This window comes from Gammaproteobacteria bacterium, assembly GCA_016716465.1.
Taxonomy (GTDB): domain Bacteria; phylum Pseudomonadota; class Gammaproteobacteria; order SZUA-140; family SZUA-140; genus JADJWH01.
The window spans coordinates 1,072,310-1,096,073 of the sequence record JADJWH010000001.1; the positions used below are offsets into that span (position 1 = coordinate 1,072,310).

Below are 23,764 nucleotides of genomic sequence, written 5' to 3' on the forward strand. Positions count from 1 at the left end.
CGGTGAAAACCGCGTTCAGTTGAGCAGGTTTCCGATACGGTTCCAGGTGATGCCGCCTTTGGCGGAATCCCAGTTCATCCATATCATAAACGCTTTGCCGACCAGATTCTCTTCCGGCACCGTGCCCCAGAACCGGCTGTCGTTGCTGTTGTCCCGATTGTCACCCATGACGAAATAATGGGCTTCCGGCACGATGAACTCGCCTTCGGCGATATGACGGCTGTTCTGAATCAGGATCTCGTGCCTGACCTCGCCCAGCTGTTCCGTGCGCAGGCTGGCGCCGCTCATCCCCAGACCGGCGCCGACGCCGGCGTAAATGCCGACATATTCCTGCGTCGCCTTCTCCCCGTTGACGTAGACCATCTTGTCCTGATAGCGGATGCGGTCACCCGGAAGCCCGACGATGCGCTTGATGTAGTCGGTGGCCGGGTCCTTGGGGAAACGGAAGACCACAACATCGCCCCGCTGCGGCTCACCGATATCCACCACCTTGGTACCGACCAGAGGCAGGCGTATTCCATAGGAAAACTTGTTGACCAGGATGAAGTCCCCCGCCAGCAGCGTCGGCATCATGGAGCCGGAGGGAATCCGAAAGGGCTCGACCAGGAACGAGCGCAGCACCAGCACAACCAGGATGATCGGGAAAAAGGAGCGTGCGTATTCAACCAGCAAGGGTTCCTTGCGAACGCGCCTGACCTGCTCCTCGCCGGCCTCCTGTCCCCCGCCCTGCGTCAGTGCGGCGGCGGCCCGCTCGCGCCGCGGCAGCAGCACATAGGCGTCGAATGCCCAGATCAATCCTGTCACGAGCAGGGCCAGCACCATTACGGCTTGAAAGTCGAAATTCATTCTTTTTTCCCTGTATGTAGTATCGCCAGAAACGCGTCCTGCGGAATCTCCACCGTTCCGATCTGCTTCATGCGCTTTTTACCGGCTTTCTGTTTCTCCAGCAGCTTCCGCTTGCGGGTGATGTCGCCGCCGTAGCACTTCGCGGTCACATTCTTGCGCAGCGCCTTCACCGTCTCACGCGCCACGATGCGGGCCCCGATCGAAGCCTGGATGGCGACATCGAACATCTGGCGCGGTATCAGTTCGCGCATCTTTTCCGTCAGCTCGCGACCGCGCGAGTTGGCGCGGTCGCGGTGGACGATGATGGAGAGGGCATCGACCCGGTCGCCGTTGATCAGCAGGTCGAGCCGGACCAGGTCGGCGGCCTGGTAGCGGTCGAAGCTGTAGTCGAACGAGGCGTAGCCGCGGCTGACCGACTTGAGGCGGTCGTAGAAATCCAGCACCACTTCGCTCATCGGCATCTCATAGGTCAGGATGACCTGGTTGCCGTGGTATTCCATCTTCTTCTGGGTGCCGCGCTTCTCGACGCACAGATTGATGACGGAGCCGAGATAATTTTGCGGCACGAGAATATCCGCCCGGATGATGGGTTCGCGGATTTCAGCGATGTAACCGACCTCGGGCAGTTTGGACGGATTGTCCACCTCGATCACCTCACCCTTGGTGGTCAGCACCTGGTAGACCACGGTCGGCGCGGTGGTGATCAGATTGAGATCGTACTCGCGCTCCAGGCGCTCCTGCACGATCTCCATGTGCAACATGCCGAGGAATCCGCAGCGGAAGCCGAAACCCAGGGCCTGCGAGTTCTCCGGCTCGTAGAACAGGGAAGCGTCGTTCAGGCGCAGCTTGCCGAGCGCATCGCGCAAGCCCTCGTAATCCTCGGCATTGATCGGGAACAGGCCGGCGAACACCAGCGGCTTGATCGCCTTGAAACCGGGCAGTGGTTCGGCGGCCGGGTTTTCCGCCATGGTGAAGGTATCGCCTACCGGCGCCCCGTCGACCTCCTTGATACCGGCGATCACGAACCCCACCTCGCCCGCACTGAGGCATTTCGCCTCCTTCGGCTTGGGGGTAAATGTTCCCACCTTGTTGCACGGGTAGCCGCGCCCGGTCGACATCACGGTGATCTTCTTGCCGACATCGAGTCGTCCCTGCATGACCCGCACCAGCGACACCACGCCGAGATAATTGTCGAACCAGGAATCGATGATCAATGCCTGCAGCGGCGCCTTTTCCTCACCGCGCGGCGGCGGGATGCGCCGGATCAGTTCCTCCAGCAGGTCATCGATGCCCAGGCCGGTCTTGGCGCTGATGCGCACCGCCTCGCGCGCCTCGATCCCGATGATGTCCTCGATCTCGCGGATCACCCGCTCGGGTTCCGCGGTCGGAAGATCCATCTTGTTCAGCACCGGCACCACCTCGAGCCCCTGCTCGATGGCGGTGTAGCAGTTGGCCACCGTCTGCGCCTCGACCCCCTGGGAGACATCCACCACCAGCAGGGCCCCCTCGCAGGCGGCCAGAGAACGCGATACCTCGTAGGCGAAGTCGACATGGCCCGGGGTATCGATGAAGTTGAGCAGATACGTCGTCCCGTCCCGCGCCGTGTAGTCGAGCGAGACGCTTTGCGCCTTGATGGTGATGCCGCGTTCGCGCTCCAGATCCATGGAATCCAGGATCTGGTCCTCCATCTCGCGCTCGCTCAGGCCCCCGCAACGCTGGATGATGCGGTCGGCGAGCGTCGATTTCCCGTGATCGATATGGGCGATGATCGAAAAATTACGAATGTGCCGCATGTATGGCGAATTCTTCCCGGTCCATAAAAATTAAAGGGGAGCGCCCAACGCGCTCCCCTGGCTATCATAACAGAGCCGGAAATGATCAGACAGTTACTGTTTGGCGTCCTCATCCAGTTTCAGGGCGAGGAAAATGGGGCTGCCCCGACGCTGCACCAGGATCGGCACCGCCTTCCCGGCCGGCAGATCGGCCACCAGTTTCTTGAACTGCTCCACCGTCCCCACATCGGCGTTGTTGAACTGCAGGATGACATCCCCCTGCGGATTCCCGCCTTGGAGGCCGGGCCGCTCTCGATCGAATCGACCACGATCCCGCCCTTGCCGTCCAGTTCCTGTTTCTGTTCCGCGGTCAGATCCGCCACCGTGATGGCCAGTCGCTTGATCCGGGTGCTGTCGCCGTCCCCGCTCGCCGCGGCCAGATCGAGCTCGTCCTCTTCCGGCAGTTCACTGATGGTGACCTTGAGGGTCAGGGACTTGCCCTTGCGAATGACCTTGAGCGGCAACTTCTCCCCGATCTTGGACACGCCGACCATGGGCGGAAGCGCCCCCGAACTCTCGACCTCCTTGCCGTCGAACTCGACGATGACGTCACCCACTTCGATGCCCGCCTTCTGCGCCGGGCTGTCGGGCAGGACCCGCGCGACCAGCGCGCCGATCGGCTTGGTCATGCCGAAGGACTCCGCCAGGGTGCGGTCCACGTCCTGGATGAGAATCCCCAGCCACCCGCGCGTCACATGTCCCGAGTTGCGCAGCTGATCCACCACGCTCATCGCGATATCGATCGGAATCGCGAATGACAGGCCCATGAATCCCCCGGTACGACTGAAGATCTGGGAATTGATTCCAACGACCTCGCCGTCCATATTGAACAGCGGGCCGCCCGAGTTGCCGGGGTTGATCGCGACATCGGTCTGGATGAACGGGACATAGTTTTCGTTGGGCAGGCTCCTGCCCTTCGCGCTCACGATGCCGGCGGTAACCGAATGCTCGAAACCGAAGGGCGAACCGATCGCCAGCACCCAGCCGCCCACCTTGAGGTCTGCCGAACTGCCGATCTTGACCACCGGCAGGTTGTCGGCATCGATCTTGAGCAGGGCGACGTCGCTGTTCTTGTCGCTGCCCACCACCTCGGCGACGAAACTCGCGCCGGTCACTGAGCCGCACGACGATCTCGTCCGCGTCCCGGATCACGTGATTGTTGGTGAGGACGTAGCCATCCTTCGAAATGATGAAGCCCGAACCCAGGGACTTCTCATCGAATTCCTCGGTACCGCCGCCGTCGCCGCGATCGCCGAAGAAGCGTCGCAGAAAATCATCGAAGGGCTGCTGGTCGGGCATCGCCTCCCCATGCGGATTGCGGAACTGCTCCTGCTTGATCTTGGTGGTGGTGCTGATATTGACCACCGCCGGACTGCTCTGCTCCACCAGTTCGGTGAAATCGGGCAGGTCCTTCACCGCCGCGCCCGCGCCCGCGGCAACCGTCAACAGCGCCAGCATGGCCATGCTCATCGACAGCCGCCACACTTTCCCTTGATCCGCATTACGCTTCATGAGCACTCCTGTTCGTTGCATCATCCATCCGATTCACATCTTGCGCCGGTAATCGCGCACGATGTCCTCTACCACGATCTTGTGTTCATCGGCCCCGGCCGTATCGGCAAAACCGACCAGACTGGGCTGATGACGGGGATCCAGTGCCACGGCATGGCCATACCGACGCACCCAGACCAGGCCCAGCAGGAAGCCCAGCGCACCGCACACGGCCGTGGCCGCATCCTTCGATTGCCACGAGAGGCCGTCCGCCAGCAGACCGCCGCCGATACCTCCCAGCAGCAGAAAGATCAGCGGCATGGCATATACGGCAAACGAGCTGCGCACCAGCGCGCCATCCTCGAGGCCCAGCACGACCCATTCGCCGGTCCTGGCACCGATCGTATTGATCACGCGGATGCGGTTGACGCGGTTACCCAGCACCTTGGCGAGGACGCTGGTTCCGCAACCCTTCTGCACGGAACAACTGCCGCAGGTAGTCATGCGCTGCGTTTCCACCCAGGCATGTTCCCCCTCTGTTCCAATGACCTTTGCCGTTTCCGTCATCATGTCCGAGCTACCGATATGTCGTATGACTGGCGAGAAGAGCCCGCGGTTCCATCGATGCGTGAAGAACCTTGCCTGGCTTCACCGGGAAATGGCGGAAATATGCCGGGAGGCAGTTCCGGAACAGGGCGCGCAATGTGCGAGCGGGGATATGACGTGAGGTACCTGCCGCGGACGTTAACGACCGGGACCGTAACCGACCAGCTGGACATAGGAGAGCATCGCCTGGGTATCGGCCGCGCCGGGCGCGTAGCGATGGGAATTTACCAGATAGTCGTACAGATCGGTCGCCGTTGGAGATACCTCATGCACCGCCACGCTGGAACGGCGCGTCGCGGCCGGTTCCACGGGCTTGGCGGAGGCAAGCACCGTGACGCTACCCTGTGGCTTGGCGGGCGGCGCCGCCTCCGCCACCAGTTGTACCGCCGGCGCGGAAGCCTGCGGCACGGCCGCGGCGGCGACCGTCGCCGCCTGCTGCGGCAACGGGGGCGTGATGGAGGCCATGTTCATCGCCGTCGATTGCTGCGACCCGTTGTTCAGCTCCATCACACCGACCCCGAATACCGCGATGGCGGACAGCGAGGCGGCCAGCGCGAAACTCACCGTGGCGCGGGCCCTGGACGACGTTCTGAAAGGGGTTGGAGCAGAGGAGTGGCGGTGCTGGGGATTGAGATGGATGGGTTCGTGTTCGAGGGCCAGTGCGACGCGTCCGGCCAGGTCCTGCGGCAGGTGCCGCGGCAGGTTGCCCTGCAAGGCGTCCCGGATCAGATGGTAGTTTCGCCAGCGCGCCCCCGCCGTGTCGTCCTCTTTCATGGCCCGCATGACGCATGCCATGTCGCATTCATCGAGTTCGCCATCGATCAGCAGGGAAACCTTGTCCGCGTTTTTCTCCATCATGGGCAACACCTGTCTACGATTATTATTTCGAAACGTTATCAATCCAACAGCGGCTTGAGCTTGCCGTTGATGACCTCGCGTGCGCGAAAAATACGCGAACGGACCGTGCCCACCGGGCAATTCATCCGCTCGGCGATCTCCTCGTAACTCAGACCGTCGAGCTCGCGCAGGGTGATCGCCATGCGCAGGTCCTCCGGCAATTTTTCAATGGCACTGTGCACCGTATTCTCAATCTCGTCCCTGGCCAGGAGATGCTCGGGAGTGGCGTATTCCTTGAGTTCGGATTCGCCTTCCAGATATCCCGCCTCCTCCGCGTCGATGTCCACACTTGGCGGCCGCCGGCCCTGGGACACCAGATAGTTCTTTGCCGTGTTGACTCCGATGCGGTAGAGCCAGGTGTAAAAGGCGCTCTCGCCGCGGAAGCTGGGAAGGGCGCGATACGCTTTGATGAATGCCTCCTGTGCTACGTCCATAACTTCACTCTGATCATAGACATAGCGCGATATCAATTTAGTGAGCCTATATTGATATTTCTGTACAAGGATATCAAACGCTTTCTTGTCGCCATTTTGAACACGCTCGACCAGTGCCTGGTCAACATTATTATCGCCCATCCGGGCTGGCCCCTCCCGCAAAGGCATCGCGCCTTGCTCAAGTGGTGTGACAGTGTTGTTATCGTTAAGTTCAGCTAATTAGGTTTCTGTTTCAGGCTTTTATGATATATAGCTAGTGCCTCCCGCGCGAGTGGGTGGGATTCTATCAAAAAATTGCTGTCGAATCAGTCATATTACCCAATTTAATCAAGGTCTAAGGCCGAGCTGATATGCACCCCTCCGGTCACTACGATGTTCTGATCATAGGCAGCGGGGCCGCCGGCCTCAGCCTGGCCCTCCGGCTGGCCCCGTCCGCCCGCATCGCCCTGATCTCCAAGGCGGCCCTCAGCGAGGGCGCGACGCTGTATGCCCAGGGGGGGATTTCGGTGGTGCTCGACAAGGAGGACTCCTTGCAATCCCACGTCGAGGACACTCTCAATACCGGCGCCGGCCTGTGCGATCCCGCGGTGGTCGAGTATACCGTCAAACACGCCCGCAGGTGTATTCAGTGGCTGATCGATCAGGGCGTTGCCTTCACCCGGGCCGAGGGCTCCGTAACGGGCGCGGATTACCATCTCACCCGCGAGGGCGGACACAGCCACCGCCGCGTGCTGCACGCGGCCGACGCCACCGGGCGCGCGGTCGAGACGACCCTGGAGCGGCAGGCGCGCGAGCATCCCAACATCACCGTCTTCGAATACCATCTCGCCGTCGACCTGATCCGGGAGAAGACCCCGGCCACCCCGCGCGGCGGCCGCTGCGTCGGGGCCTATCTGCTCGATCTGCGCGATAACAACCGGGTCTCCGTCGTGGCCGCCCGCTGCACCGTGCTCGCCACCGGCGGCGCGGGCAAGGTCTACCTCTACACCACCAATCCCGACATCGCGAGCGGCGACGGCATCGCCATGGCCTGGCGCGCGGGCTGCCGGGTCGCCAACATGGAGTTCATCCAGTTCCATCCGACCTGCCTGTACCATCCCAAGGCGAAGTCCTTCCTGATCACCGAAGCCGTGCGCGGTGAAGGCGGCCGCCTGCTGCTGCCCGACGGCAGCCGGTTCATGGAGCGCTTCGACCCGCGCGGCGAGCTCGCCCCGCGCGACATCGTCGCGCGCGCGATCGACCACGAGATGAAGCGCCTCGGAATCGAATGCGTCTATCTCGATATCAGCCATAAACCGGCGGAATTCATCCGCACGCACTTCCCCACCATCCACGAGCGCTGCCTGGATCTCGGCATCGATGTCACGCGCGAGCCGATCCCCGTGGTACCGGCGGCGCATTACCTGTGCGGCGGCGTCATCACGGACCTGCGCGGACGCACCGACATCGAGGGACTCTACGCGATCGGCGAGATGACCTCCACCGGCCTGCACGGCGCCAACCGCATGGCCAGCAATTCCCTGCTCGAATGCCTGGTGTTCGCGGAATCCGCCGCCGGGGACATCCTCCAGCGGCTGCAGGACCTCGCCCCGCCCGGTCCGCTGCCGGCGTGGGACGAAAGCCAGGTGACGGACTCCGACGAGGAAGTGGTGGTGGCGCACAACTGGGACGAGCTGCGCCGCTTCATGTGGGACTACGTCGGCATCGTGCGCACCGACAAGCGGCTGCAGCGCGCGCTGCACCGCACCGAGCTGCTCAAGCAGGAGATCGATGAGTATTACGGCAATTTCCGCGTCACGCGCGACCTGCTCGAACTGCGCAACCTGGTGCTGATCGCGGAGCTGATCATCCGCTCCGCGCTGCTGCGCAAGGAAAGCCGCGGCCTGCACTACACCCTGGATTACCCGGCAGCCGATCCGGCCCAGATAGCGCGCAACACAATCCTCACGCCGAAAATCCGCGACGGCGTCGCCGCTCAGGCCGGATAGCCCTGCTCCGGCGCCCCCTGGCCGCGCAGGCCGAGCCGGACGCGCAGGCGACGATGGACCTCCCCCTCCAGACTGTCCGCCAGCAGCACGATCGAACGGCGGCATTCGCCGGAAAAATTGAGCACGGTCAGCGCCGGATGGACGTAGGAGTCCGCCCGCAAATGACAGACCCGTTCCCGTCCGCCGCGCTCGATCAGGCGCCAGTCGCCTTCCCGGGTCCAGACCAGGGCCACGACGTCGTGTCCGCCCCGCATGAGCACGCGCGAGGTGTAGTTTCTCGCGAGACAGAGCAGGATCAGGACCGCGAGCAGGCCGCCCGTCATGGCGCCGAGCGGGAGCGCCGGGAGACAGGCCAGGGCGCCGCCGTGCACCGCCAACAGATAGCACGCGAGCCGGCGCGACGGACGCAGGTCAAGCCGCAGCGGCGCCGCGTATCCTGAGGATGACATCGGACATCTCCCGTTCGCCCGGGGCCAGGGAGCCCAGCAGGTATTCCAGCAGCAGCTGATCCGGATAGTCCAGCAGGCGCCGGAACGCGGCCCGCTCCGACTCCGTTGCATCGGTGTATCCAAAATCGAGGAAACCTTCCAGCAGCAGATCCAGTTCCCGCATGCCGCGCCGGCATTGCCAGCGCAGCCGCGCGAGCTCCGGCGCCGGTTCGCGGGCGTCGCTCATATGAACTGCTTCAGCATCATCTGCTTGATCTCGCCAATGGCCTGCGTGGGGTTGAGCCCTTTGGGGCAGACCTGCACGCAGTTCATGATCGTGTGGCAGCGGAACAGCTTGTAGGCATCCTCCAGCGCATCGAGCCGCTCCTCGGTCGCCTGGTCGCGGCTGTCGGCGAGGAAGCGCCGCGCCTGCAGCAATGCCGCGGGGCCGAGAAACTTGTCCGGGTTCCACCAGAACGACGGGCAGGCGGTGGTACAGCAGGCGCACAGCACACACTCGTACAGGCCATCGAGCCGTTCGCGCTCGGCCGGGCTCTGGCGGAACTCGACCTCCGGGACCGGATCGTGATTGATCAAATACGGTTTAACCTCGCGGTACTGGCGATAGAACTGCTCCATGTCGACGATCAGGTCGCGGATCACCGGCAGGCCCGGCAGCGGCCGGATCTCGATCGGCTGTTTGAGTCCCCTGAGCGGGGTGATGCAGGCGAGGCCGTTGCGGCCGTTGATGTTCACGCCGTCCGATCCGCACACGCCCTCGCCGCAGGAGCGCCGGTAGCTCAGCGTCTCGTCCTGCGCCTTGATGCGCGCCAGGGCATCGAGCAGCATCATGTCGGGCGCAAGGCCGTCGACCTCGTAGTCGCGCATCACGGGGTCGGCGTCGGTCTCGGGATTGTAGCGGTACACCGAAAAGCGCATGCGTTCCATGATCAGTACACCCTGGGCTGCGGCGGAAACGGCTCCACCGTCCTCGGCTTCATGCGCACCGGCTTGTAATCCAGCACGCCGCCGTCCTTGAAGTACAGCGAATGCTTGAGCCAGTGCTCGTCGTCGCGGTGCGGGTAGTCGATGCGCGAATGGGCGCCCCGGCTCTCCCGGCGCGCGAGCGCCGAACTCACCGCCGCCAGCGCGATGTCCATCAGGTTCTCCAGTTCCAGCGCCTCGATGCGGGCGGTATTGAACACGCGGCTGCGGTCATTCAGCGTAACCTGCTGCAATCTCTGTTCCAGTTCGCGCATCCGCGCCAACCCCTGTTGCAGCACCTCCTCGCTGCGGAACACCCCGCAGTAGTGCTCCATCGTACGCTGCAACTCCGCCCGCAGGCCGCTCACCGTCTCGTCGCCGCGCCGTTCGTCCCAGCGCGCGAGCCGGGCGAGCGACTGCTCGATCGTCTCAGGCTCGAGCGCACGGTGATAACGCGCCTCCTTCAGATACTCGATGATGTGATTGCCCGCCGCGCGGCCGAACACGACGATGTCGAGCAGGGAATTGCCGCCGAGCCGGTTGGCGCCGTGCACCGACACGCAGGCGCATTCCCCCACCGCGTACAGGCCGATCACGGGCTCCTCGGGCCCCTGCCGTTCCGGCGCCACCACCTGGCCGAAACGGTTGGTCGGGATGCCGCCCATCGTGTAGTGGCAGGTCGGAAACACCGGCACGGGCTGCGACACTGGATCGATACGCAGGAAGGTCTGCACCATGGCATGGATGCCGGGCAGGCGCTTGTGGATCACCTCGGCCCCGAGGTGATCGAGCTTGAGCAGCACGTGGTCACCATCGGGGCCGCAGCCGCGCCCCTCGCGCACCTCGGTCGCGATGGCGCGACTCACCACGTCGCGGCTGGCGAGGTCCTTCGCATGCGGCGCATAGCGTTCCATGAAACGCTCGCCGTCGCGATTGACCAGGTAGCCGCCCTCGCCGCGCGCCGCCTCGCTGATCAGCATGCCCTTGCCGGCGATGCCGGTCGGATGGAACTGGATGAACTCCATGTCCTGTAGCGGAATGCCTGCCCGCAGCGCCATGGCCATGCCGTCGCCGGTATTGATGCGCGCGTTCGTATTCGTGCGATAGAGCTGGCCCGCGCCGCCCGTCGCGAGCAGGGTCGTCTTGGCCTCGATCACCAGCGGCTCGCCGGTCTCGATGCACAGCACCAGCGCACCGAGGATATACCCCTCGCGGTCCTTGAGCAGGTCGATCGCGAAGTACTCGTCGAAGAAATGGGTCCTGGCGCGAATGTTCTGCTGATACAGCGCGTGCAGGATGGCGTGCCCGGTGCGGTCCGCCGCGGCGCAGGTGCGCGCCGCCTGCTCGCCGCCGAAGTTCTGGCTCTGGCCGCCGAAGGGGCGCTGATAGATCTTGCCGTTGTCGAGGCGCGAGAACGGCACGCCGAAGTGCTCGAGTTCGATCACCAGGCGCGCGGCCGCGCGGCACATGTACTCGATCGCGTCCTGGTCGCCCAGCCAGTCGCTGCCCTTGACGGTGTCGTACATATGCCAGTGCCAGTTGTCGGGCAGAACATTGGCGAGCGCGGCGTTCATGCCGCCCTGGGCGGCCACCGTATGGGAACGCGTCGGGAACACCTTGGAGACCACCGCCACCGAGGCATCGGCCTGGGCCAGTTGCAAGGCGGCGCGCAGGCCGCCTCCCCCCGCCCCGATCACGAGGGTGTCGAAGCGGCGGCGCTCCACCTCTTTGCGCGGAATGTTCATGGGCTATGCAGGGAATAGAGTGTCCGCAGCACCCACAGCCCGGTGCCGGCGAGGCCGAGCGCGGTCAGCGTGAGCAGGGCGAGACGCAGCGACAGCACGCCCGCGTAATCGATGATGACATCGCGCATGCCGACCCAGGCATGCAGCAGCAGGGCGACGAAAAACAACGCAGTCGCCAGCCCGACCAGCGGATCCGCCATCCAGGCGCGCCATGCGGCATAGGAATCCGGCGGCGACACGGCGAAGGCCAGCATGGCGAACAGCGCATAGCACAACAGATACACCGCGCTCAGGCGCTGCCAGAGCCAGGCGCGCAATCCGCGGGCGCGGCGGTTCACGGCAGGAACAGCGCCGCGCCGAGCATGGCGAGGACACCGCCGATCAGCACCGCCCACGCGCTCGCGCGCGCGGGGCGCAGCGTGACGCCGACATCGAGATCGATGAGCAGAAACCGGACCCCGGCCAGCAGATGATGCGCGAAGGCCCACACCATCAGCAGCAGGACGACGCGCGCACCGTCACCCCGCAGCAGCGCGCTGACCCCGGCGTAGCCCTCCGCGCTCGCCAGCGAGCGGTCGAACAGGTACGCCAGCAGCGGCACGGACAGCACCAGCAGCACGCCGCTGAGGCGATGCCCCAGGGAGAGCACGGCCATCACCGGGAAGTGGATGCGGGTCAGCGTCAGGAAGGCGGGGCGTTTTTTGGTATTGGGCGCTGTCACGGCGTCTAGTGTAGCTCAGCCGCTCCCGACGTCCAGCCTTACACCCCTGCATGAATTCCGCTATGATCCCAGATCCGATCGGTAAATCCATAAATCCGCATGAATCCACACTGGAACACATTCCTCCTCAAGGCCGGCGCCCGGATCGAGGGCGATCGAGTCGAGGACTTCGGGAACCCCGCGCGCGAGCTGCAAGCCTCCGACAGCGGCGATGTCATCGCGGACCTGGGCCATCGCGGCCTGATCGCCGTCCGCGGCGCGGACGCCGGCAAGTTCCTCCAGGGTCAACTCACCAATGACATCGACCTCGTCGTCGAGGGACACAGCCAGCTCAGCGGCTATTGCAGCCCGAAGGGGCGCCTGCTCGCCCTGCTGCGCATCTTCCGCCGCGACGACGCCTTATATCTGCAACTGCCCCGCCCGTTGCTGGACGGGACACTGGCGCGCCTGAAGAAGTACGTACTGATGTCCAAGGTCACGCTGGAGGACGCCGGCGCGGCGCTGATCGGCATCGGCCTCACCGGACCGCACGCCGAGGCGATCCTCGGGGACCTGATCGCAACCGTCCCCGCCGAACCCGACGCGGTGGGCCGCGACGGCGCCCTGACCGTGTTGCGCCTGCCGGGCCGGCAGCCGCGCTTCGCCCTGTACGGCCCGCCCGCCGACATGGAACGCGCCTGGACGACACTGGCCGCGCGGGCCACGCCGGTGGGCGCCACGGCCTGGGACCGCCATGACATCCTGGCCGGCATCCCGGACGTCTACCCCGCGACGGTCGAGGAATTCATCCCGCAGACCGTCAACCTGGAACTGCTCGGCGGGATCAATTTCAAGAAAGGCTGTTACACCGGCCAGGAGATCGTCGCCCGCCTGCACTACCGCGGCAGCGTCAAACGCCGGATGTACCTCGGCCATGCCGACGTGGAACCGCCCGCGCCGGGAACCCCGCTGCACGCCACGGGAGACGATGGCCAGGCCGTCGGACACATCGTCTCAGCCACCCCGGCCCCGGCCGGCGGCTGCGACCTGCTGGCCGTGGTCGCGACCGAATATTCCTCCGGTAACAATCTGTATATAAAAGATAATCCTGAAATTAAGCTCACCCTCCAGCCCCCCGCGGGACTGCCGGCCTTCTCCTGATCTCCGGTCCGGCGCCCGCGTGGCGCGCATCCTGCCTTCAAGAACTCCCGGACACGCCGATAGCCTGAGACAGCCCATCCACGATCGATTCACGCCATGGCATCCCAGCAAATCGAAACCTTCTGGCACGACCTGGTCGCGGACATCCGCGCCAACCGGGTGGTCCTGCCGGCCCTGCCGGAGATCGCGCTCAGGACGCGCCGGCTGCTGGAGGACCGCAACGTCACCACCAGCCAGATCGTGCGCGTGATCAGCGCCGATGCGGTGCTGACCACCCGCCTGCTCCGTGTTGTAAACAGCCCGCTGTATCGCGTCAACGACCAGATCGAGGACATCCGCACCGCGATCACCCGACTCGGCAACACGAACGTGCGCAGCGTGGTCACCAGCCTCGCGATGGAACAGCTCTACCAGCACAAGCTTGCCTCGCCGCTCAAGAAGCAGCTGCTCGCGCGCAACTGGGAACACAGCGTGCAGGTCGCGGCGTTGTGCTACATCATCTCGGACAACTTCACGCCGCTGAACGCCGACGAGGCCATGCTGGCCGGGCTGGTGCACGACATCGGCAAACTGCCGATCCTGGAATACGCCGAGATGCTGCCGGACATCGCGGCGGACGAAGCCGCGCTGAACCGCCTGCTCGAGATCCTGCACACGCGGGTCGGGGCGCTGGTGCTGGGGAGCTGGAAGTTCCCGCCGGAGCTGATCGCCGCCGCGGCGGAACACGAGGACCTCGAGCGCGAACCGGGCACCGACGCCGACTACACCGACGTCGTCATCGTCGCCAACCTGCTCAGCTACATCGGCAGCGACCACCCCTACACCAAGCTGGACTGGTCCGTGATCCCCGCCTTCGAGCGCCTGGCGCTGACGCCGGAGGAAAGCATCGCCGTCATGAAGGACGCGCGCGAGCAGATCCACGAGATCAAGCAACTGCTGGCGGGATAGGCCGGGCCGCGTCCGCGACGCCGCAACGCTCAGCGAAAGGGCTTGCCCAGCACCCACAACACCAGGGAATAGCGGATCCCGGCGGTCACCGGCGTGACCTGGTGGTAGACGTAGGACGGAAACACGATCATCGAGCCCTGCGGCCGGATCTCCTCGCACTCGTGGTAACGTTCCCGGTGGCGCACATGCGGGCCGAAATCGAATTTGAGGTTCCCGCCTTCATAGGCGCCGGGCTCGTTCAGGTTCAGCGTCATGCTCAGCTTCCTGACCTTACCCAGCATCTTCGGATTGTCGATGCAGTTCGGCGGCGGCTTGCCGTTCACCAGCGGGGTGACGCCGGGCTCGAACTTCTGATAGGCGCCGAAATGGCAGGTGAAGCCGTCGGTGTGCCAGCCGTAGAAACCGCCCGGCCGATAGGCCGCGAACTGGAACGGTTCGGCGAAGTCGACCTCGTAGTTCCAGCCGGCGCGCTGATTGGCCTCGGCGATCAGCGGAAACACCAGGTCGTAGATCCAGGCGTCGTTGAGGAAACAGACCTCGCTGTCGCGGATGTACTTCCCTTTCGTGGCCTCCTGCTGGGAAGTGCCGATCTCCTGCGCCGCATCCTCCAGCGTCCGATCCGCCAGCGCGCTGGCGCCGGCATTTTCCGCGCCCTTGTGCGTAGCACCCAGGGTGACGCCAGTTGCGTCGCCCCCGCTTTGCTTTAATTGTTCCAGCACCTCCAAGCCGCGCGCCATGATCCGCTGGCAGTCCGCCGGAGAGATCGCACTCTTGAACCACCAATAGGGATGGACCGGCAGCATCGGACTATGCTCTCTGCCGGAATCGGGACGAGATGAATATGGTGTGATCCATAGTACGCAACCCCAGACTGAGAGATCGTGGATCCGGATCGTGCCACAGGATGGGGCGAATCCGGTTGCGGTCTAATTTACCATAAACCGGGGGCTGGCTGAGCCCTGTTACCCCAAGCTCTGTTTATGTCTTGTTCTGCATTAAGCTCAACGTCCCGCATAAACGGCCGAGCGGTAGCGAGGTCCGAGCCCGCGTTGTTTACGGGCGATTTTGATGCGTTTGTTAGGCCTTTTCATTTTCTATTTTTTCCATTGCTTCCAATATAGTCTTACAGCTTTCGTAAGACATACCCTGGGTTACAGTACAATATGCATCGCGAAATATTTCATAAGCATCCATTAGCCATTGAACTGAAAGATAGCCAACACCGTCGGCTAGTAGCTTAACGAAATTGTCACTATCATCATAAACCCGGCGCATATAATGCAATGATGTTTCTTTCTCATCACCATCTTCAGCACAAGATACATATTTTTCGACAGCATTTGCTAATAATGTAAGTTGCTCATCAGTGTAGTTATCGCTGTGGAGATGGCGGTATAAAAACGGATAAATAGCTTTAGAGAATTTTAGCCAGAATTCATCGTTGTAATACTGCTTAATGAACAAAGAAACACCAGAGATTCGTAAAATTGGAATTTCTCTTATATACCTTTCTCTTTGTTCATAAGTGATATTCAATTCTTTTCGACTCTCTTCATCTGGAAGGTGTTCGTAATTGTCCTCTAACGGAAATGCTTCCAGCAGATATTTATTTACCCATTCGGCCAACAATACCGGTGATTTAAAAACCTCTTTCTCGGACGGCTCACTTGAGGTTTGAGTGGAAGTGTCAACAGAAGATGCTTCGCTTGTTGGATTATTTCCCTTTTTTAACCAGCTAAATAAACTCATTCTTATGCACCTTCTGATTTGTTGGCATAACGTGTTATTGTGCTGCGCCCGCCATAGACACTACCATGGCGCACTGTCTCGGGCGTCTGCACAAACAACGTGTTATGTGACATAGTGCCTAGTTAGCAAACGCATCAATGTTGCAAAAGGAGAACATTGTTATCGTGGCGACTCCGATCAGGAACGAGTACGTCCGCGCTCGGTTAAGAAAGTTAACCTTCATGTTGATTCTGTTCAGATCCTCAACTTCTTTCGCTGGATTTCGTTCAGCGTAAATTTTCTCGACGTCTCTCCAGCATTGGTATCTTGCGGCATTAATGTTCTTTAAGTCGTCTGGTTTCAGTTCTTCCATTTCTCGCTTCAGGCGAGTTACACGGTGACGAACTCTATCATGCTGAAGCCTGCGTGCTAGGTGTGACTCAGACGCTGACTCTAGCCCTTTATCCGAAACCAAGAATCCGAATGTAGAAAATACGATGGATGAGACAAACGCCAGAATTCCAACGAGAGCCAACCAAAATACGCTAAAGCCAGATAATGGAAGGAACGTAAATGAGAATCCGACAGCCGCAGTAGACAAAGTCAGAATATGGCTGCCCCAACCGGAATGATGTTCACGCCTTGTCTGAAGCAGTTCGACCTGCTCTTTATCGAGTATCGATTCGAGCTTGTCGAAGTAGAACTCGCTCTTGTCCATTCAGCCTTCTTTTGTCACATAACGGCCAAGCTCACCCGACGAAAAGCGCGTAGCGGTTTTTAGTCGGGTGGTGCGCATGGTTATGCCTTACCTATAGTTTCAAATGTTGCCTCAATCCAGGCGTTTGGTGGCACCGGCTCAATACGGCAATATTCCTCAAGCTTTGCAATCATTGCGTTTTGGCCGCCAAGCAATAATTTACTTTTCTTCGCAATATCATCAGCCAACGGTAAACAGCTATTGATCCAGTCAACACAATTAGATTCACTTTTAATTACAACACTCTCAGGCAACCCAAGCCCCACTAGACTTTCATCAATAATCAGTACAGATCCTTTATGTGTGTTCGAAAGTTTGTGAGCTTTAGTTAAAGCAGTACCCATTACCGAAATTACCGTCATTAATCCCATACCTAAATCAACTCTTTCATCTTGGGATTCTCTCACAGCCCTAGGATAACAACCTTTAATATCTGACATATCACCGTTAGAAATGGCTGCTTTGGTAGCAAAACCTTTCATAATCATATGGCGCATTAGCGCAGTAGCTATGGAAATTGCTCTTGATGCATCCTTTTCGGGAAAATCGGAACAGATAATAAATCCGTCCCCGAATTGATGTACAAACAGTCTATCCGAGTAATTTTTATCCGGGTTTCCCGGGTAACAGACACGTCCGATGTTGACGATAGCTTGCATCAGCTCAGCTAGCGCTAATATTGCAAATGTCTTCCTTTCTTCACTGTATTCGTAGTTCTTTGAGAAACCCTCAATATCAATACTGATGCCCCAGCGTCCTTCCATAACCTAGTACTCACGATGTCTCATTTTAGGCATAACAGTTAATTAGACGGAGTCGGTGATATCGGTGATAGGCGGATTCTGTATAGCATCGGCATGTCCTCGCCTCTTCGTCCGGTTTCCAGTAGGATACTCTCAACTCTTTCATGGATGAAAGCTGGAGTGTCGTCATGGATGACGATGAGCGCGCCGCCCGTGAGCGGCAGTTTTGGGTTCGTTATACAAATACCATTGTTCGCCAAGGCATTAAGCCTTCCCTGGAGCATTGGCACGTGCTGCGGGCGAAGTCATTCAAACGGAAATTGAGTACGGGTAGGTTGGGCTGAATGAAATGAAGCCCAACATGAACCATACCGGATCGTTGGGCTTCGCGGTGCTCAGCCCAACCTACGATTACAACGAATACCGGGATTACTCCGGCTTCATATGCGGAAACAGTAGCACGTCGCGGATCGACGCGGAATCGGTGAACAGCATCACCAGCCTGTCGATGCCGATGCCCTCGCCGGCGGTGGGCGGCATGCCGTGCTCCAGGGCGCGGATGTAGTCGGCGTCGAACAGCATCGCCTCCTCGTCGCCGGCCTCGCGGGCCGCGAGCTGCTGGCGGAAACGCTCCGCCTGGTCCTCGGCGTCGTTCAGCTCGGTGAAGCCGTTGGCGATCTCGCGGCCGCCGATGAACAACTCGAAGCGGTCGGTCACGTCCGGGTCGGCGTCGTTGCGGCGCGCCAGCGGCGACACCTCGGTCGGATACGAGGTGATGAAGGTCGGCTCGTGCAGTTTCGACTCCACCGTCTGCTCGAACAGTTCCAGCTGCAGCTTGCCGAGGCCGTAGTCGTCCTTCACCGCGAAGCCGCGCGCGCGCAGCAGGGCGCGCAGTTTCGTGGCATCCGCGAGGTCGGACGCCGGGATCTCCGGGTTGTAGTGCCGGATCGCCTCCGGCAGCGTCAGGCGGCGGAACGGGCGGCCGAAGTCGAACTCCGCGCCCTGGTAGGTGAACGTCGTCGCGCCGTGCACGTGCTGGCTGAGTCCGCGCAGCATCTCCTCGGTCAGGTCCATCAGGTCGTGATAGTCGGCGTAGGCCTGGTAGAACTCGAGCATCGTGAACTCGGGGTTGTGGCGCGTCGACAGGCCCTCGTTGCGGAAGTTGCGGTTGATCTCGAACACGCGCTCGAAGCCGCCGACCACCAGGCGCTTCAGGTACAGCTCGGGCGCGATGCGCAGGTAGAGCGGGATGTCGAGCGCGTTGTGATGCGTCTTGAACGGGCGCGCCGCCGCGCCGCCCGGCAGCACCTGCATCATCGGCGTCTCCACCTCGATGAAGGCGCGGTCGATCAGGAAGCGGCGGATATGATCGATGATGGCGGTGCGCACGCGGAAGGTGCGCCGCGTCACGTCGCTCATGATCAGGTCGAGATAGCGCTGGCGGTAGCGCAGCTCCTGGTCGGCGATGCCGTGGTACTTGTCCGGCAGCGGGCGCAGCGCCTTGGTCAGCAGGCGGATCGCCTCGACCTTCACCGACAGCTCACCGGTCTTGGTCTTGAACAGCACGCCCTCGGCGCCGAGGATGTCGCCGATGTCCCAGCGCTTGAACTCGTCGTAGGCCTCGGGCGAGATCGCGTCGCGCTGGATGTAGAGCTGGATCTGCCCCGACATGTCCTGCAGGTGGGCGAAGCTGGCCTTGCCCATCAGCCGGCGCGTCATCATGCGGCCGGCCACGCTGACGCGCCGCGCGTCGCGCTCGAGCGCCTCGGCCTCGGCCGCGCCGTACTCGGCGTGCAGCTCGCCGGCGACGACGTTGCGGCGGAAATCGGTCGGGAACGGGTTGCCGCGCGCACGCAGGGCGGCGAGCTTCTCGCGCCGTTGCGCGACCTGTTCCTGTTCGTCCTGCGGCGTCACGTCGTCGGATTGCATGTCATTCCTCGTCTTTGGGGACGGACCCCGTTTTTGAACAAACGAAAAACGGGGTCTATCCCCTATAAGCCCTGCTTCAGGCTCGCCTCGATGAACTGATCCAGCGCGCCGTCGAGCACCGCCTGCGTGTTGCCGGTCTCGATGCCGGTGCGCAGATCCTTGATGCGCGACTGGTCGAGCACGTAGGACCGGATCTGGTTGCCCCAGCCGATGTCGCTCTTGCTGTCCTCCAGCGCCTGCGCCGCCGCGTTGCGCGCGTTGAGCTCGCGCTCGTACAGCTTGGCCTGCAGCTGCTTCATCGCGGTGGAGCGGTTTTTATGCTGCGAGCGGTCGCTCTGGCACGCCACGACGATGCCGGAGGGGATATGTGTTATGCGGATCGCCGATTCGGTGCGGTTGACGTGCTGGCCGCCGGCGCCGCTGGCGCGATAGGTGTCGACCTTGAGGTCGGCCGGGTTGATGTCGATCTCGATATCGTCGTCCACCTCCGGCGAGACGTACACCGCGGCGAAGGAGGTGTGGCGGCGGTTGCCGGAATCGAAGGGGGACTTGCGCACCAGGCGGTGCACGCCGGTCTCGGTGCGCAGCCAGCCGTAGGCGTACTCGCCGTCGAGCTTGATGGTGGCGCTCTTGATCCCCGCCACCTCGCCCGGCGACACCTCGATCAGTTCGGTCTTGAAGCCGTGCGCCTCGCCCCAGCGCAGATACATGCGCAGCAGCATCTCGGCCCAGTCCTGCGCCTCGGTGCCGCCGGAGCCGGCCTGGATGTCGAGGAAGGCGTTGCTGGGGTCCATCTCGCCGGCGAACATGCGGCGGAACTCCATCGCGGCCAGCTTGCGCTCGGTCTCGTCGAGGTCCGCGATCACCGCGTTGGCGGTGGTCGCGTCGCCCTCCTCGTCGGCGAGCTCGAGCAGTTCGCGCGCCTCGTTCAGGCTGTCCTCGACCTCGGCGCAGCCGTTGACCGTCTCCTGCAGGCGCACCCGCTCGCGACCCAGCTCCTGGGCGCGCTGCGGGTTGCCCCACACGGCCGGATCCTCCAGCTCGCGCCCGACCTCAATCAGTCGCTCCTGCTTGCTGGCGAGGTCAAAGATACCTCCCCAGGTCGGCGAGGCGACCCTGCATGTCCTTGATGCGCGTGAATACGAGATTGAGTTCGAGCATGGTGTCCGCCGTTGGATAAAACACGGCATTGTACTACAGGGAAAAACCCAAACGGAAATGCCGCCGACGCGGAGTCCGCGCTCAGTCCACGATGTGTTCGATGATCAGCTGCGGGCTGCGCTGCCCCCGGTACTCGTTGACGTCCAGCCGGTAGGCGATGCGGATCTCCCCGCTCACGGCCGGGCACTGGTCCACGCGGGTATTGAAGGCGATGGCGTCGACGTGGCGCCGCGTGCCGGGCAGGCGCAGCACCATCTTGACGTGACGCGCCCCGACGCAGCGCCGCTCCGCCACCTCGAAGCGGCCGTCGAAGACCGGCTCGGGGAAACCCTGGCCCCACGGCCCGGCGTCGCGCAGCAGCTCCGCGACGTCGAGCGAGATCTCGTCCGCGGCGAGCTCCCCGTCGCTGTAGATCACGCCGCGCAGCTCGGCCGGATCGAGGTGGCGGCGCACCTCTTCCTCGAAGGCCGCCTGGAAGGCCGGAAAATCCGCCGGCCGCAGGGTCAGGCCGGCCGCCATCGCATGGCCGCCGAACTTGACGATCAGGCCGGGGTGGCGCGTCGCCACCGCGTCGAGCGCATCACGGATATGCAGGCCCGGGATCGAGCGCGCCGACCCCTTGATCTCGTCCTCCCCCGCCGGCGCGAAGGCGATGACCGGACGGTGCAGCTGCTCCTTCAGGCGCGAGGCCAGGATCCCGATCACCCCCTGATGCCAGTCCGCGTGATACAGGCACAGGCTCACGCCGCCGGAGGCCGGGCCGACCTCCCCGGGCAGCTCATCCAGGCAGGACTGGGCCTGCGTCTTCATTTCGTCCTCGATGCGCCGCCGCTCCTGATTCAGCCCGTCGAGCCGTTCCGCCATCGCGAAGGCGTCGGCCTCGTCGTCGCACAGCAGGCATTCGATGCCGAGCGACATGTCCTCCAGCCGGCCGGCGGCATTCAGGCGCGGACCGAGGGCGAAGCCGAGATCGGTCGCGGTCAGCCGCTCCAGTTCGCGCTTGGCGACCCGGACCAGGGCGCGAATCCCGGCGCAGCCCTTGCCGCGGCGGATGCGCGCCAGCCCCTGCGCCACCAGGATGCGGTTGTTCCGGTCGAGGACGGCGACGTCCGCCACCGTGCCCAGCGCCACCAGGTCGAGCAGCTCGGCGAGACGCGGCTCCTCGCTGCCGCGGGCGGCGAACCAGCCCGCGTCGCGCAGGCGCCGGCGCAGGGCCAACATGACGTAGAAGATCACCCCGACGCCGGCCAGGCTCTTGCTGGGGAAGGTGTCGCCGGGCTGGTTCGGATTCACGATCACGTCCGCCGCGGGCAGCTCCCGCCCCGGCAGGTGATGGTCCGTGATCAGCACCCGGATGCCGCGCGCCCGGGCCGCCGCGACACCCTCGAGGCTGGAGATGCCGTTGTCCACCGTGATGATCAGCTCGGGAGGCCGGGCGGGATTCTGGCGCTGCGCCAGGTCGACGATCTCGGGCGTGAGGCCGTAGCCGTATTCGAAGCGGTTCGGCACCAGGTAGCCGACCTCGCGCGCGCCCATCATGCGCAGGGCGCGCACGCCGAGCGCGCAGCTGGTCGCGCCGTCGGCGTCGAAATCGCCGACGATCAGGATGCGGCCATCGGCCGCCAGCACATCGTGCAGCAGCACCGCCGCGGCGTCGCAGCCGGACAGCATTTCCACCGGCAGCAGGGATTCGAGCGAGCGCTCCAGTTCCTGCGCGGTGGCGACCCGGCGACCGGCGTAGACACGCTTCAGCACGGGATGGAGATCCGCCGGCAGGCCGTCCCCCGCGATCGCGGCGGCGGGCTGCCGGCGTTCGATCAGAAAGCTCGTCATCGTTATTCTTCCGGACCCTGTCGCGATTCCCGGGCATGGGCGGCGAACGGCCGCGCGCGCCGCCACCAGCGGCGCGCCTGTCCCGGGCGGATATGATAATCGAGCGCGCCGGCCCCGCCTATGGTCAGCGCCGCGAGCCGGCCGGCGCGCAGCCGCGCCCACAGCGGACCGAGCCAGTGTTCCTGCAGGGCCCGCATCGCCTCCTGCCATTCCTCCACCGCGCCGAGCCGCGCCGCAACGGCGAGGCGATCGAGCACGATGAGGTGGCGGCCGCCCGCGGCGACGGCGCCCCAGGCCGCGGCGTCCGCCGGCAGCGGATGCGGCGCAAGACCGGCGGTCAGCGCGAGCCCGCGCGCGAGGGGGTGATCGCCCCAGACCTGCGTGAACCGGCAGTCACCCGGCGGCGGCAGGCGCCCGCCGCCCCAGAACCAGACGCTGTTGATCTCGACCTCCCCGCGCGCCAGGCGGGCCCGATTGACCTCGCTCGCGTGCAGCAGCATCTGGACCTCGTTGAGCAGGCGGCGCCAGGTGCGCGCGTCCGCGCCCGTCGGCAGATGCGGCCGGATATCCTGTCCCAGCACCGCCTCCAGCGGCGTAAAGGCCACGGCGGGAGGCTGCGGCAGGCGGAGATACCAGCGCTCCGGCGCCGGCGCCTCGAGCCGGATCCCGGTCTCGACGAAATGGGCGGCGATCTCGCCGCACAGGGCCTCCGCCTCCGCCCGGCTCACCGTCCCGGCCCCGGTCAGCACGACCCGGTCCTGGCCGACGCGCAGATGCACGGGATCGGCGCTCAGACAATAGTCGCCGCCGGGGTCGCCGCCGTCCGAGCACAACCGCAACGGCGCCTCCGGTAAACCGTCCGCATGCTGCGTGTCCATGCCGAACGCCGTGAACAGGGCGGCCGCCAGGTCGTCACCCGCGGCCGCCCGCGCCTCGGCGCGGGAGAGCAGCCGCCCCAGCACGCGCGCCGGCATGTCCGCCGCCGCCAGCGTGGCCTCATCCGCGCCGCGCGGACCGAACAGACCGGGGATCAGCAGCACCAGCTCGGGATTGACGGCCACGCGCAGACGTCCTCGGGTGTTCGCTGCGTCCGGCGCCTCAGCGCGGCCAGCAGTCCGCCTGTTCCGGATCGTCGAGACCGGGACCGTCCTGATCGATCGTCAGGGTCCCGCAGGCATCGTGAATCTGGTCGGAATCGGAACGGGGCACGGCGCGCGCCAGGAACTCGGTCAACGGATCCTCCACGGAGACCAGCGCGAGGCGGTAATGACCGCCCGGTGAGTCGACCTCATCGGCGGGCCATCCCAACGTCGTAAGTCCTTCGGCGTAATACTGATGTATGGCGCGATAGCGTTCCTGCTCGAGCTGTATCCGGAACAGTTCCGTCGTCGCGTCCGCGCGCCGGCTCTTGCGCACCAGATCGTGATACGTGGGCAATGCGATGGTGACCAGGATGCTCAGGATGGCCATCACGGCCAGCAGTTCGATCAAGGTGAAACCGTCCTTATGGTGTCCGTAACCCTTCCCATGTCGCATGTGTCGCCCTCCTCCCT

Annotated in this window: 24 protein-coding genes and 1 pseudogene; 4 read left to right on the forward strand and 21 right to left on the reverse strand. The window is 63.4% G+C overall.

Annotated features, from left to right (window positions below; genetic code table 11):
- Positions 1–15: 15 nt before the first annotated feature.
- The 6 genes and pseudogenes from lepB to rpoE form a co-directional block, all read right to left on the reverse strand.
- Positions 16–846, reverse strand: a complete 831-nt coding sequence (lepB, locus tag IPM20_05105; GenBank protein ID MBK9131005.1) for a signal peptidase I — start codon at positions 844–846, stop codon at positions 16–18.
- Entirely contained in the window at positions 843–2,639 is a 1,797-nt protein-coding gene (gene lepA, locus IPM20_05110) for an elongation factor 4 (GenBank protein ID MBK9131006.1), read from the reverse strand. Before lepA ends, lepB begins: the two co-directional genes overlap by 4 nt.
- A 93-nt stretch (positions 2,640–2,732) precedes the next feature.
- Positions 2,733–4,148, reverse strand: a pseudogene (locus IPM20_05115) (DegQ family serine endoprotease).
- 75 nt (positions 4,149–4,223) lie between these two features.
- Complete coding sequence (locus IPM20_05120; GenBank protein ID MBK9131007.1) at positions 4,224–4,739, reverse strand: SoxR reducing system RseC family protein; 516 nt, start codon at positions 4,737–4,739, stop codon at positions 4,224–4,226.
- Positions 4,740–4,913: 174 nt separating this feature from the next.
- Positions 4,914–5,633, reverse strand: a complete 720-nt coding sequence (locus IPM20_05125) for a sigma-E factor negative regulatory protein (protein ID MBK9131008.1) — start codon at positions 5,631–5,633, stop codon at positions 4,914–4,916.
- A 38-nt stretch (positions 5,634–5,671) separates the two neighbouring features.
- Positions 5,672–6,247, reverse strand: coding sequence for an RNA polymerase sigma factor RpoE (gene rpoE, locus IPM20_05130; GenBank protein ID MBK9131009.1), 576 nt, complete (start codon positions 6,245–6,247; stop codon positions 5,672–5,674).
- A gap of 209 nt (positions 6,248–6,456) precedes the next feature.
- Here rpoE and nadB point away from each other — a divergent pair, with 209 nt between their 5' ends.
- Complete coding sequence (nadB, locus tag IPM20_05135) at positions 6,457–8,094, forward strand: L-aspartate oxidase (GenBank protein MBK9131010.1); 1,638 nt, start codon at positions 6,457–6,459, stop codon at positions 8,092–8,094.
- Here nadB and IPM20_05140 read toward each other — a convergent pair.
- Genes IPM20_05140 through sdhC form a run of 6 tightly spaced genes read right to left on the reverse strand, consistent with a single transcriptional unit; the run spans position 8,082 to position 11,972 of the window.
- Positions 8,082–8,543, reverse strand: a complete 462-nt coding sequence (locus IPM20_05140) for a hypothetical protein (GenBank protein MBK9131011.1) — start codon at positions 8,541–8,543, stop codon at positions 8,082–8,084. The genes nadB and IPM20_05140 overlap by 13 nt on opposite strands.
- Complete coding sequence (locus IPM20_05145) at positions 8,506–8,769, reverse strand: succinate dehydrogenase assembly factor 2 (GenBank protein ID MBK9131012.1); 264 nt, start codon at positions 8,767–8,769, stop codon at positions 8,506–8,508. The genes IPM20_05140 and IPM20_05145 overlap by 38 nt, the downstream gene beginning before the upstream one ends.
- Entirely contained in the window at positions 8,766–9,461 is a 696-nt protein-coding gene (locus IPM20_05150) for a succinate dehydrogenase iron-sulfur subunit (GenBank protein ID MBK9131013.1), read from the reverse strand. The genes IPM20_05145 and IPM20_05150 overlap by 4 nt, the downstream gene beginning before the upstream one ends.
- An 11-nt stretch (positions 9,462–9,472) precedes the next feature.
- A complete protein-coding gene (sdhA, locus tag IPM20_05155) occupies positions 9,473–11,251 on the reverse strand; it encodes a succinate dehydrogenase flavoprotein subunit (protein MBK9131014.1) in 1,779 nt (592 codons plus the stop codon).
- Positions 11,248–11,589, reverse strand: a complete 342-nt coding sequence (gene sdhD, locus IPM20_05160; protein ID MBK9131015.1) for a succinate dehydrogenase, hydrophobic membrane anchor protein — start codon at positions 11,587–11,589, stop codon at positions 11,248–11,250. The genes sdhA and sdhD overlap by 4 nt, the downstream gene beginning before the upstream one ends.
- Positions 11,586–11,972 (reverse strand): succinate dehydrogenase, cytochrome b556 subunit, encoded by a 387-nt coding sequence (gene sdhC / locus IPM20_05165; protein ID MBK9131016.1) that lies wholly within the window; start codon positions 11,970–11,972, stop codon positions 11,586–11,588. The genes sdhD and sdhC overlap by 4 nt, the downstream gene beginning before the upstream one ends.
- Before the next feature lie 99 nt (positions 11,973–12,071).
- On the opposite strand from sdhC, the gene IPM20_05170 reads away from it, so the two are divergent.
- Both IPM20_05170 and IPM20_05175 read left to right on the forward strand, forming a co-directional pair.
- Positions 12,072–13,112: a folate-binding protein YgfZ gene (locus IPM20_05170; GenBank protein ID MBK9131017.1), complete on the forward strand. Its 1,041-nt coding sequence runs from the start codon at positions 12,072–12,074 to the stop codon at positions 13,110–13,112.
- Positions 13,113–13,208: 96 nt separating this feature from the next.
- A complete protein-coding gene (locus IPM20_05175) occupies positions 13,209–14,060 on the forward strand; it encodes an HDOD domain-containing protein (GenBank protein ID MBK9131018.1) in 852 nt (283 codons plus the stop codon).
- 29 nt (positions 14,061–14,089) lie between these two features.
- Here the strand turns inward: IPM20_05175 and IPM20_05180 are convergent, their stop codons facing one another.
- From IPM20_05180 to IPM20_05195, 4 genes are all read right to left on the reverse strand, one after another.
- Positions 14,090–14,863, reverse strand: a complete 774-nt coding sequence (locus tag IPM20_05180; GenBank protein MBK9131019.1) for a 2OG-Fe(II) oxygenase — start codon at positions 14,861–14,863, stop codon at positions 14,090–14,092.
- Between the two features lie 274 nt (positions 14,864–15,137).
- Positions 15,138–15,809, reverse strand: coding sequence for a hypothetical protein (locus IPM20_05185; protein MBK9131020.1), 672 nt, complete (start codon positions 15,807–15,809; stop codon positions 15,138–15,140).
- A 118-nt stretch (positions 15,810–15,927) separates the two neighbouring features.
- Entirely contained in the window at positions 15,928–16,506 is a 579-nt protein-coding gene (locus IPM20_05190) for a hypothetical protein (protein ID MBK9131021.1), read from the reverse strand.
- Positions 16,507–16,586: 80 nt separating this feature from the next.
- Positions 16,587–17,309 carry a hypothetical protein gene (locus tag IPM20_05195; GenBank protein ID MBK9131022.1) on the reverse strand — a complete coding sequence of 241 codons (723 nt, stop codon included), beginning with the start codon at positions 17,307–17,309 and terminating at the stop codon, positions 16,587–16,589.
- Positions 17,310–17,452: 143 nt separating this feature from the next.
- Here IPM20_05195 and IPM20_05200 point away from each other — a divergent pair, with 143 nt between their 5' ends.
- Positions 17,453–17,632: a hypothetical protein gene (locus IPM20_05200; protein MBK9131023.1), complete on the forward strand. Its 180-nt coding sequence runs from the start codon at positions 17,453–17,455 to the stop codon at positions 17,630–17,632.
- Between the two features lie 85 nt (positions 17,633–17,717).
- Here IPM20_05200 and lysS read toward each other — a convergent pair whose 3' ends face one another.
- The 5 genes from lysS to IPM20_05225 form a co-directional block, all read right to left on the reverse strand.
- Positions 17,718–19,217: a lysine--tRNA ligase gene (gene lysS / locus IPM20_05205; protein ID MBK9131024.1), complete on the reverse strand. Its 1,500-nt coding sequence runs from the start codon at positions 19,215–19,217 to the stop codon at positions 17,718–17,720.
- Between the two features lie 62 nt (positions 19,218–19,279).
- Entirely contained in the window at positions 19,280–20,407 is a 1,128-nt protein-coding gene (gene prfB, locus IPM20_05210) for a peptide chain release factor 2 (GenBank protein MBK9131025.1), read from the reverse strand.
- A 52-nt stretch (positions 20,408–20,459) separates the two neighbouring features.
- The gene (gene recJ, locus IPM20_05215; protein ID MBK9131026.1) at positions 20,460–22,211 is read right to left on the reverse strand and encodes a single-stranded-DNA-specific exonuclease RecJ; all 1,752 of its coding nucleotides are present in this window, start codon (positions 22,209–22,211) and stop codon (positions 20,460–20,462) included.
- 2 nt (positions 22,212–22,213) lie between these two features.
- Positions 22,214–23,272: a phosphoglycerate mutase gene (locus IPM20_05220; protein MBK9131027.1), complete on the reverse strand. Its 1,059-nt coding sequence runs from the start codon at positions 23,270–23,272 to the stop codon at positions 22,214–22,216.
- Positions 23,273–23,309: 37 nt separating this feature from the next.
- A complete protein-coding gene (locus IPM20_05225; protein ID MBK9131028.1) occupies positions 23,310–23,747 on the reverse strand; it encodes a prepilin-type N-terminal cleavage/methylation domain-containing protein in 438 nt (145 codons plus the stop codon).
- Positions 23,748–23,764 lie beyond the last annotated feature (17 nt).

Coding starts and splice junctions, on each gene's coding strand:
- IPM20_05175 (MBK9131018.1), top strand. CDS start 13,209: ATGGCATCCCAGCAAATCGAAACCTTCTGGCACGACCTGGTCGCGGAC.
- IPM20_05200 (MBK9131023.1), top strand. CDS start 17,453: ATGGATGAAAGCTGGAGTGTCGTCATGGATGACGATGAGCGCGCCGCC.
- IPM20_05150 (MBK9131013.1), bottom strand. CDS start 9,461: ATGCGCTTTTCGGTGTACCGCTACAATCCCGAGACCGACGCCGACCCC.
- IPM20_05120 (MBK9131007.1), bottom strand. CDS start 4,739: ATGATGACGGAAACGGCAAAGGTCATTGGAACAGAGGGGGAACATGCC.
- lepA (MBK9131006.1), bottom strand. CDS start 2,639: ATGCGGCACATTCGTAATTTTTCGATCATCGCCCATATCGATCACGGG.
- IPM20_05145 (MBK9131012.1), bottom strand. CDS start 8,769: ATGAGCGACGCCCGCGAACCGGCGCCGGAGCTCGCGCGGCTGCGCTGG.
- rpoE (MBK9131009.1), bottom strand. CDS start 6,247: ATGGGCGATAATAATGTTGACCAGGCACTGGTCGAGCGTGTTCAAAAT.
- IPM20_05180 (MBK9131019.1), bottom strand. CDS start 14,863: ATGCTGCCGGTCCATCCCTATTGGTGGTTCAAGAGTGCGATCTCTCCG.
- IPM20_05185 (MBK9131020.1), bottom strand. CDS start 15,809: ATGAGTTTATTTAGCTGGTTAAAAAAGGGAAATAATCCAACAAGCGAA.
- sdhA (MBK9131014.1), bottom strand. CDS start 11,251: ATGAACATTCCGCGCAAAGAGGTGGAGCGCCGCCGCTTCGACACCCTC.
- IPM20_05125 (MBK9131008.1), bottom strand. CDS start 5,633: ATGATGGAGAAAAACGCGGACAAGGTTTCCCTGCTGATCGATGGCGAA.
- IPM20_05140 (MBK9131011.1), bottom strand. CDS start 8,543: ATGTCATCCTCAGGATACGCGGCGCCGCTGCGGCTTGACCTGCGTCCG.
- nadB (MBK9131010.1), top strand. CDS start 6,457: ATGCACCCCTCCGGTCACTACGATGTTCTGATCATAGGCAGCGGGGCC.
- recJ (MBK9131026.1), bottom strand. CDS start 22,211: ATGACGAGCTTTCTGATCGAACGCCGGCAGCCCGCCGCCGCGATCGCG.
- IPM20_05190 (MBK9131021.1), bottom strand. CDS start 16,506: ATGGACAAGAGCGAGTTCTACTTCGACAAGCTCGAATCGATACTCGAT.
- IPM20_05170 (MBK9131017.1), top strand. CDS start 12,072: ATGAATCCACACTGGAACACATTCCTCCTCAAGGCCGGCGCCCGGATC.
- IPM20_05195 (MBK9131022.1), bottom strand. CDS start 17,309: ATGGAAGGACGCTGGGGCATCAGTATTGATATTGAGGGTTTCTCAAAG.
- lepB (MBK9131005.1), bottom strand. CDS start 846: ATGAATTTCGACTTTCAAGCCGTAATGGTGCTGGCCCTGCTCGTGACA.
- lysS (MBK9131024.1), bottom strand. CDS start 19,217: ATGCAATCCGACGACGTGACGCCGCAGGACGAACAGGAACAGGTCGCG.
- IPM20_05225 (MBK9131028.1), bottom strand. CDS start 23,747: ATGCGACATGGGAAGGGTTACGGACACCATAAGGACGGTTTCACCTTG.
- prfB (MBK9131025.1), bottom strand. CDS start 20,407: ATGCCGTGTTTTATCCAACGGCGGACACCATGCTCGAACTCAATCTCG.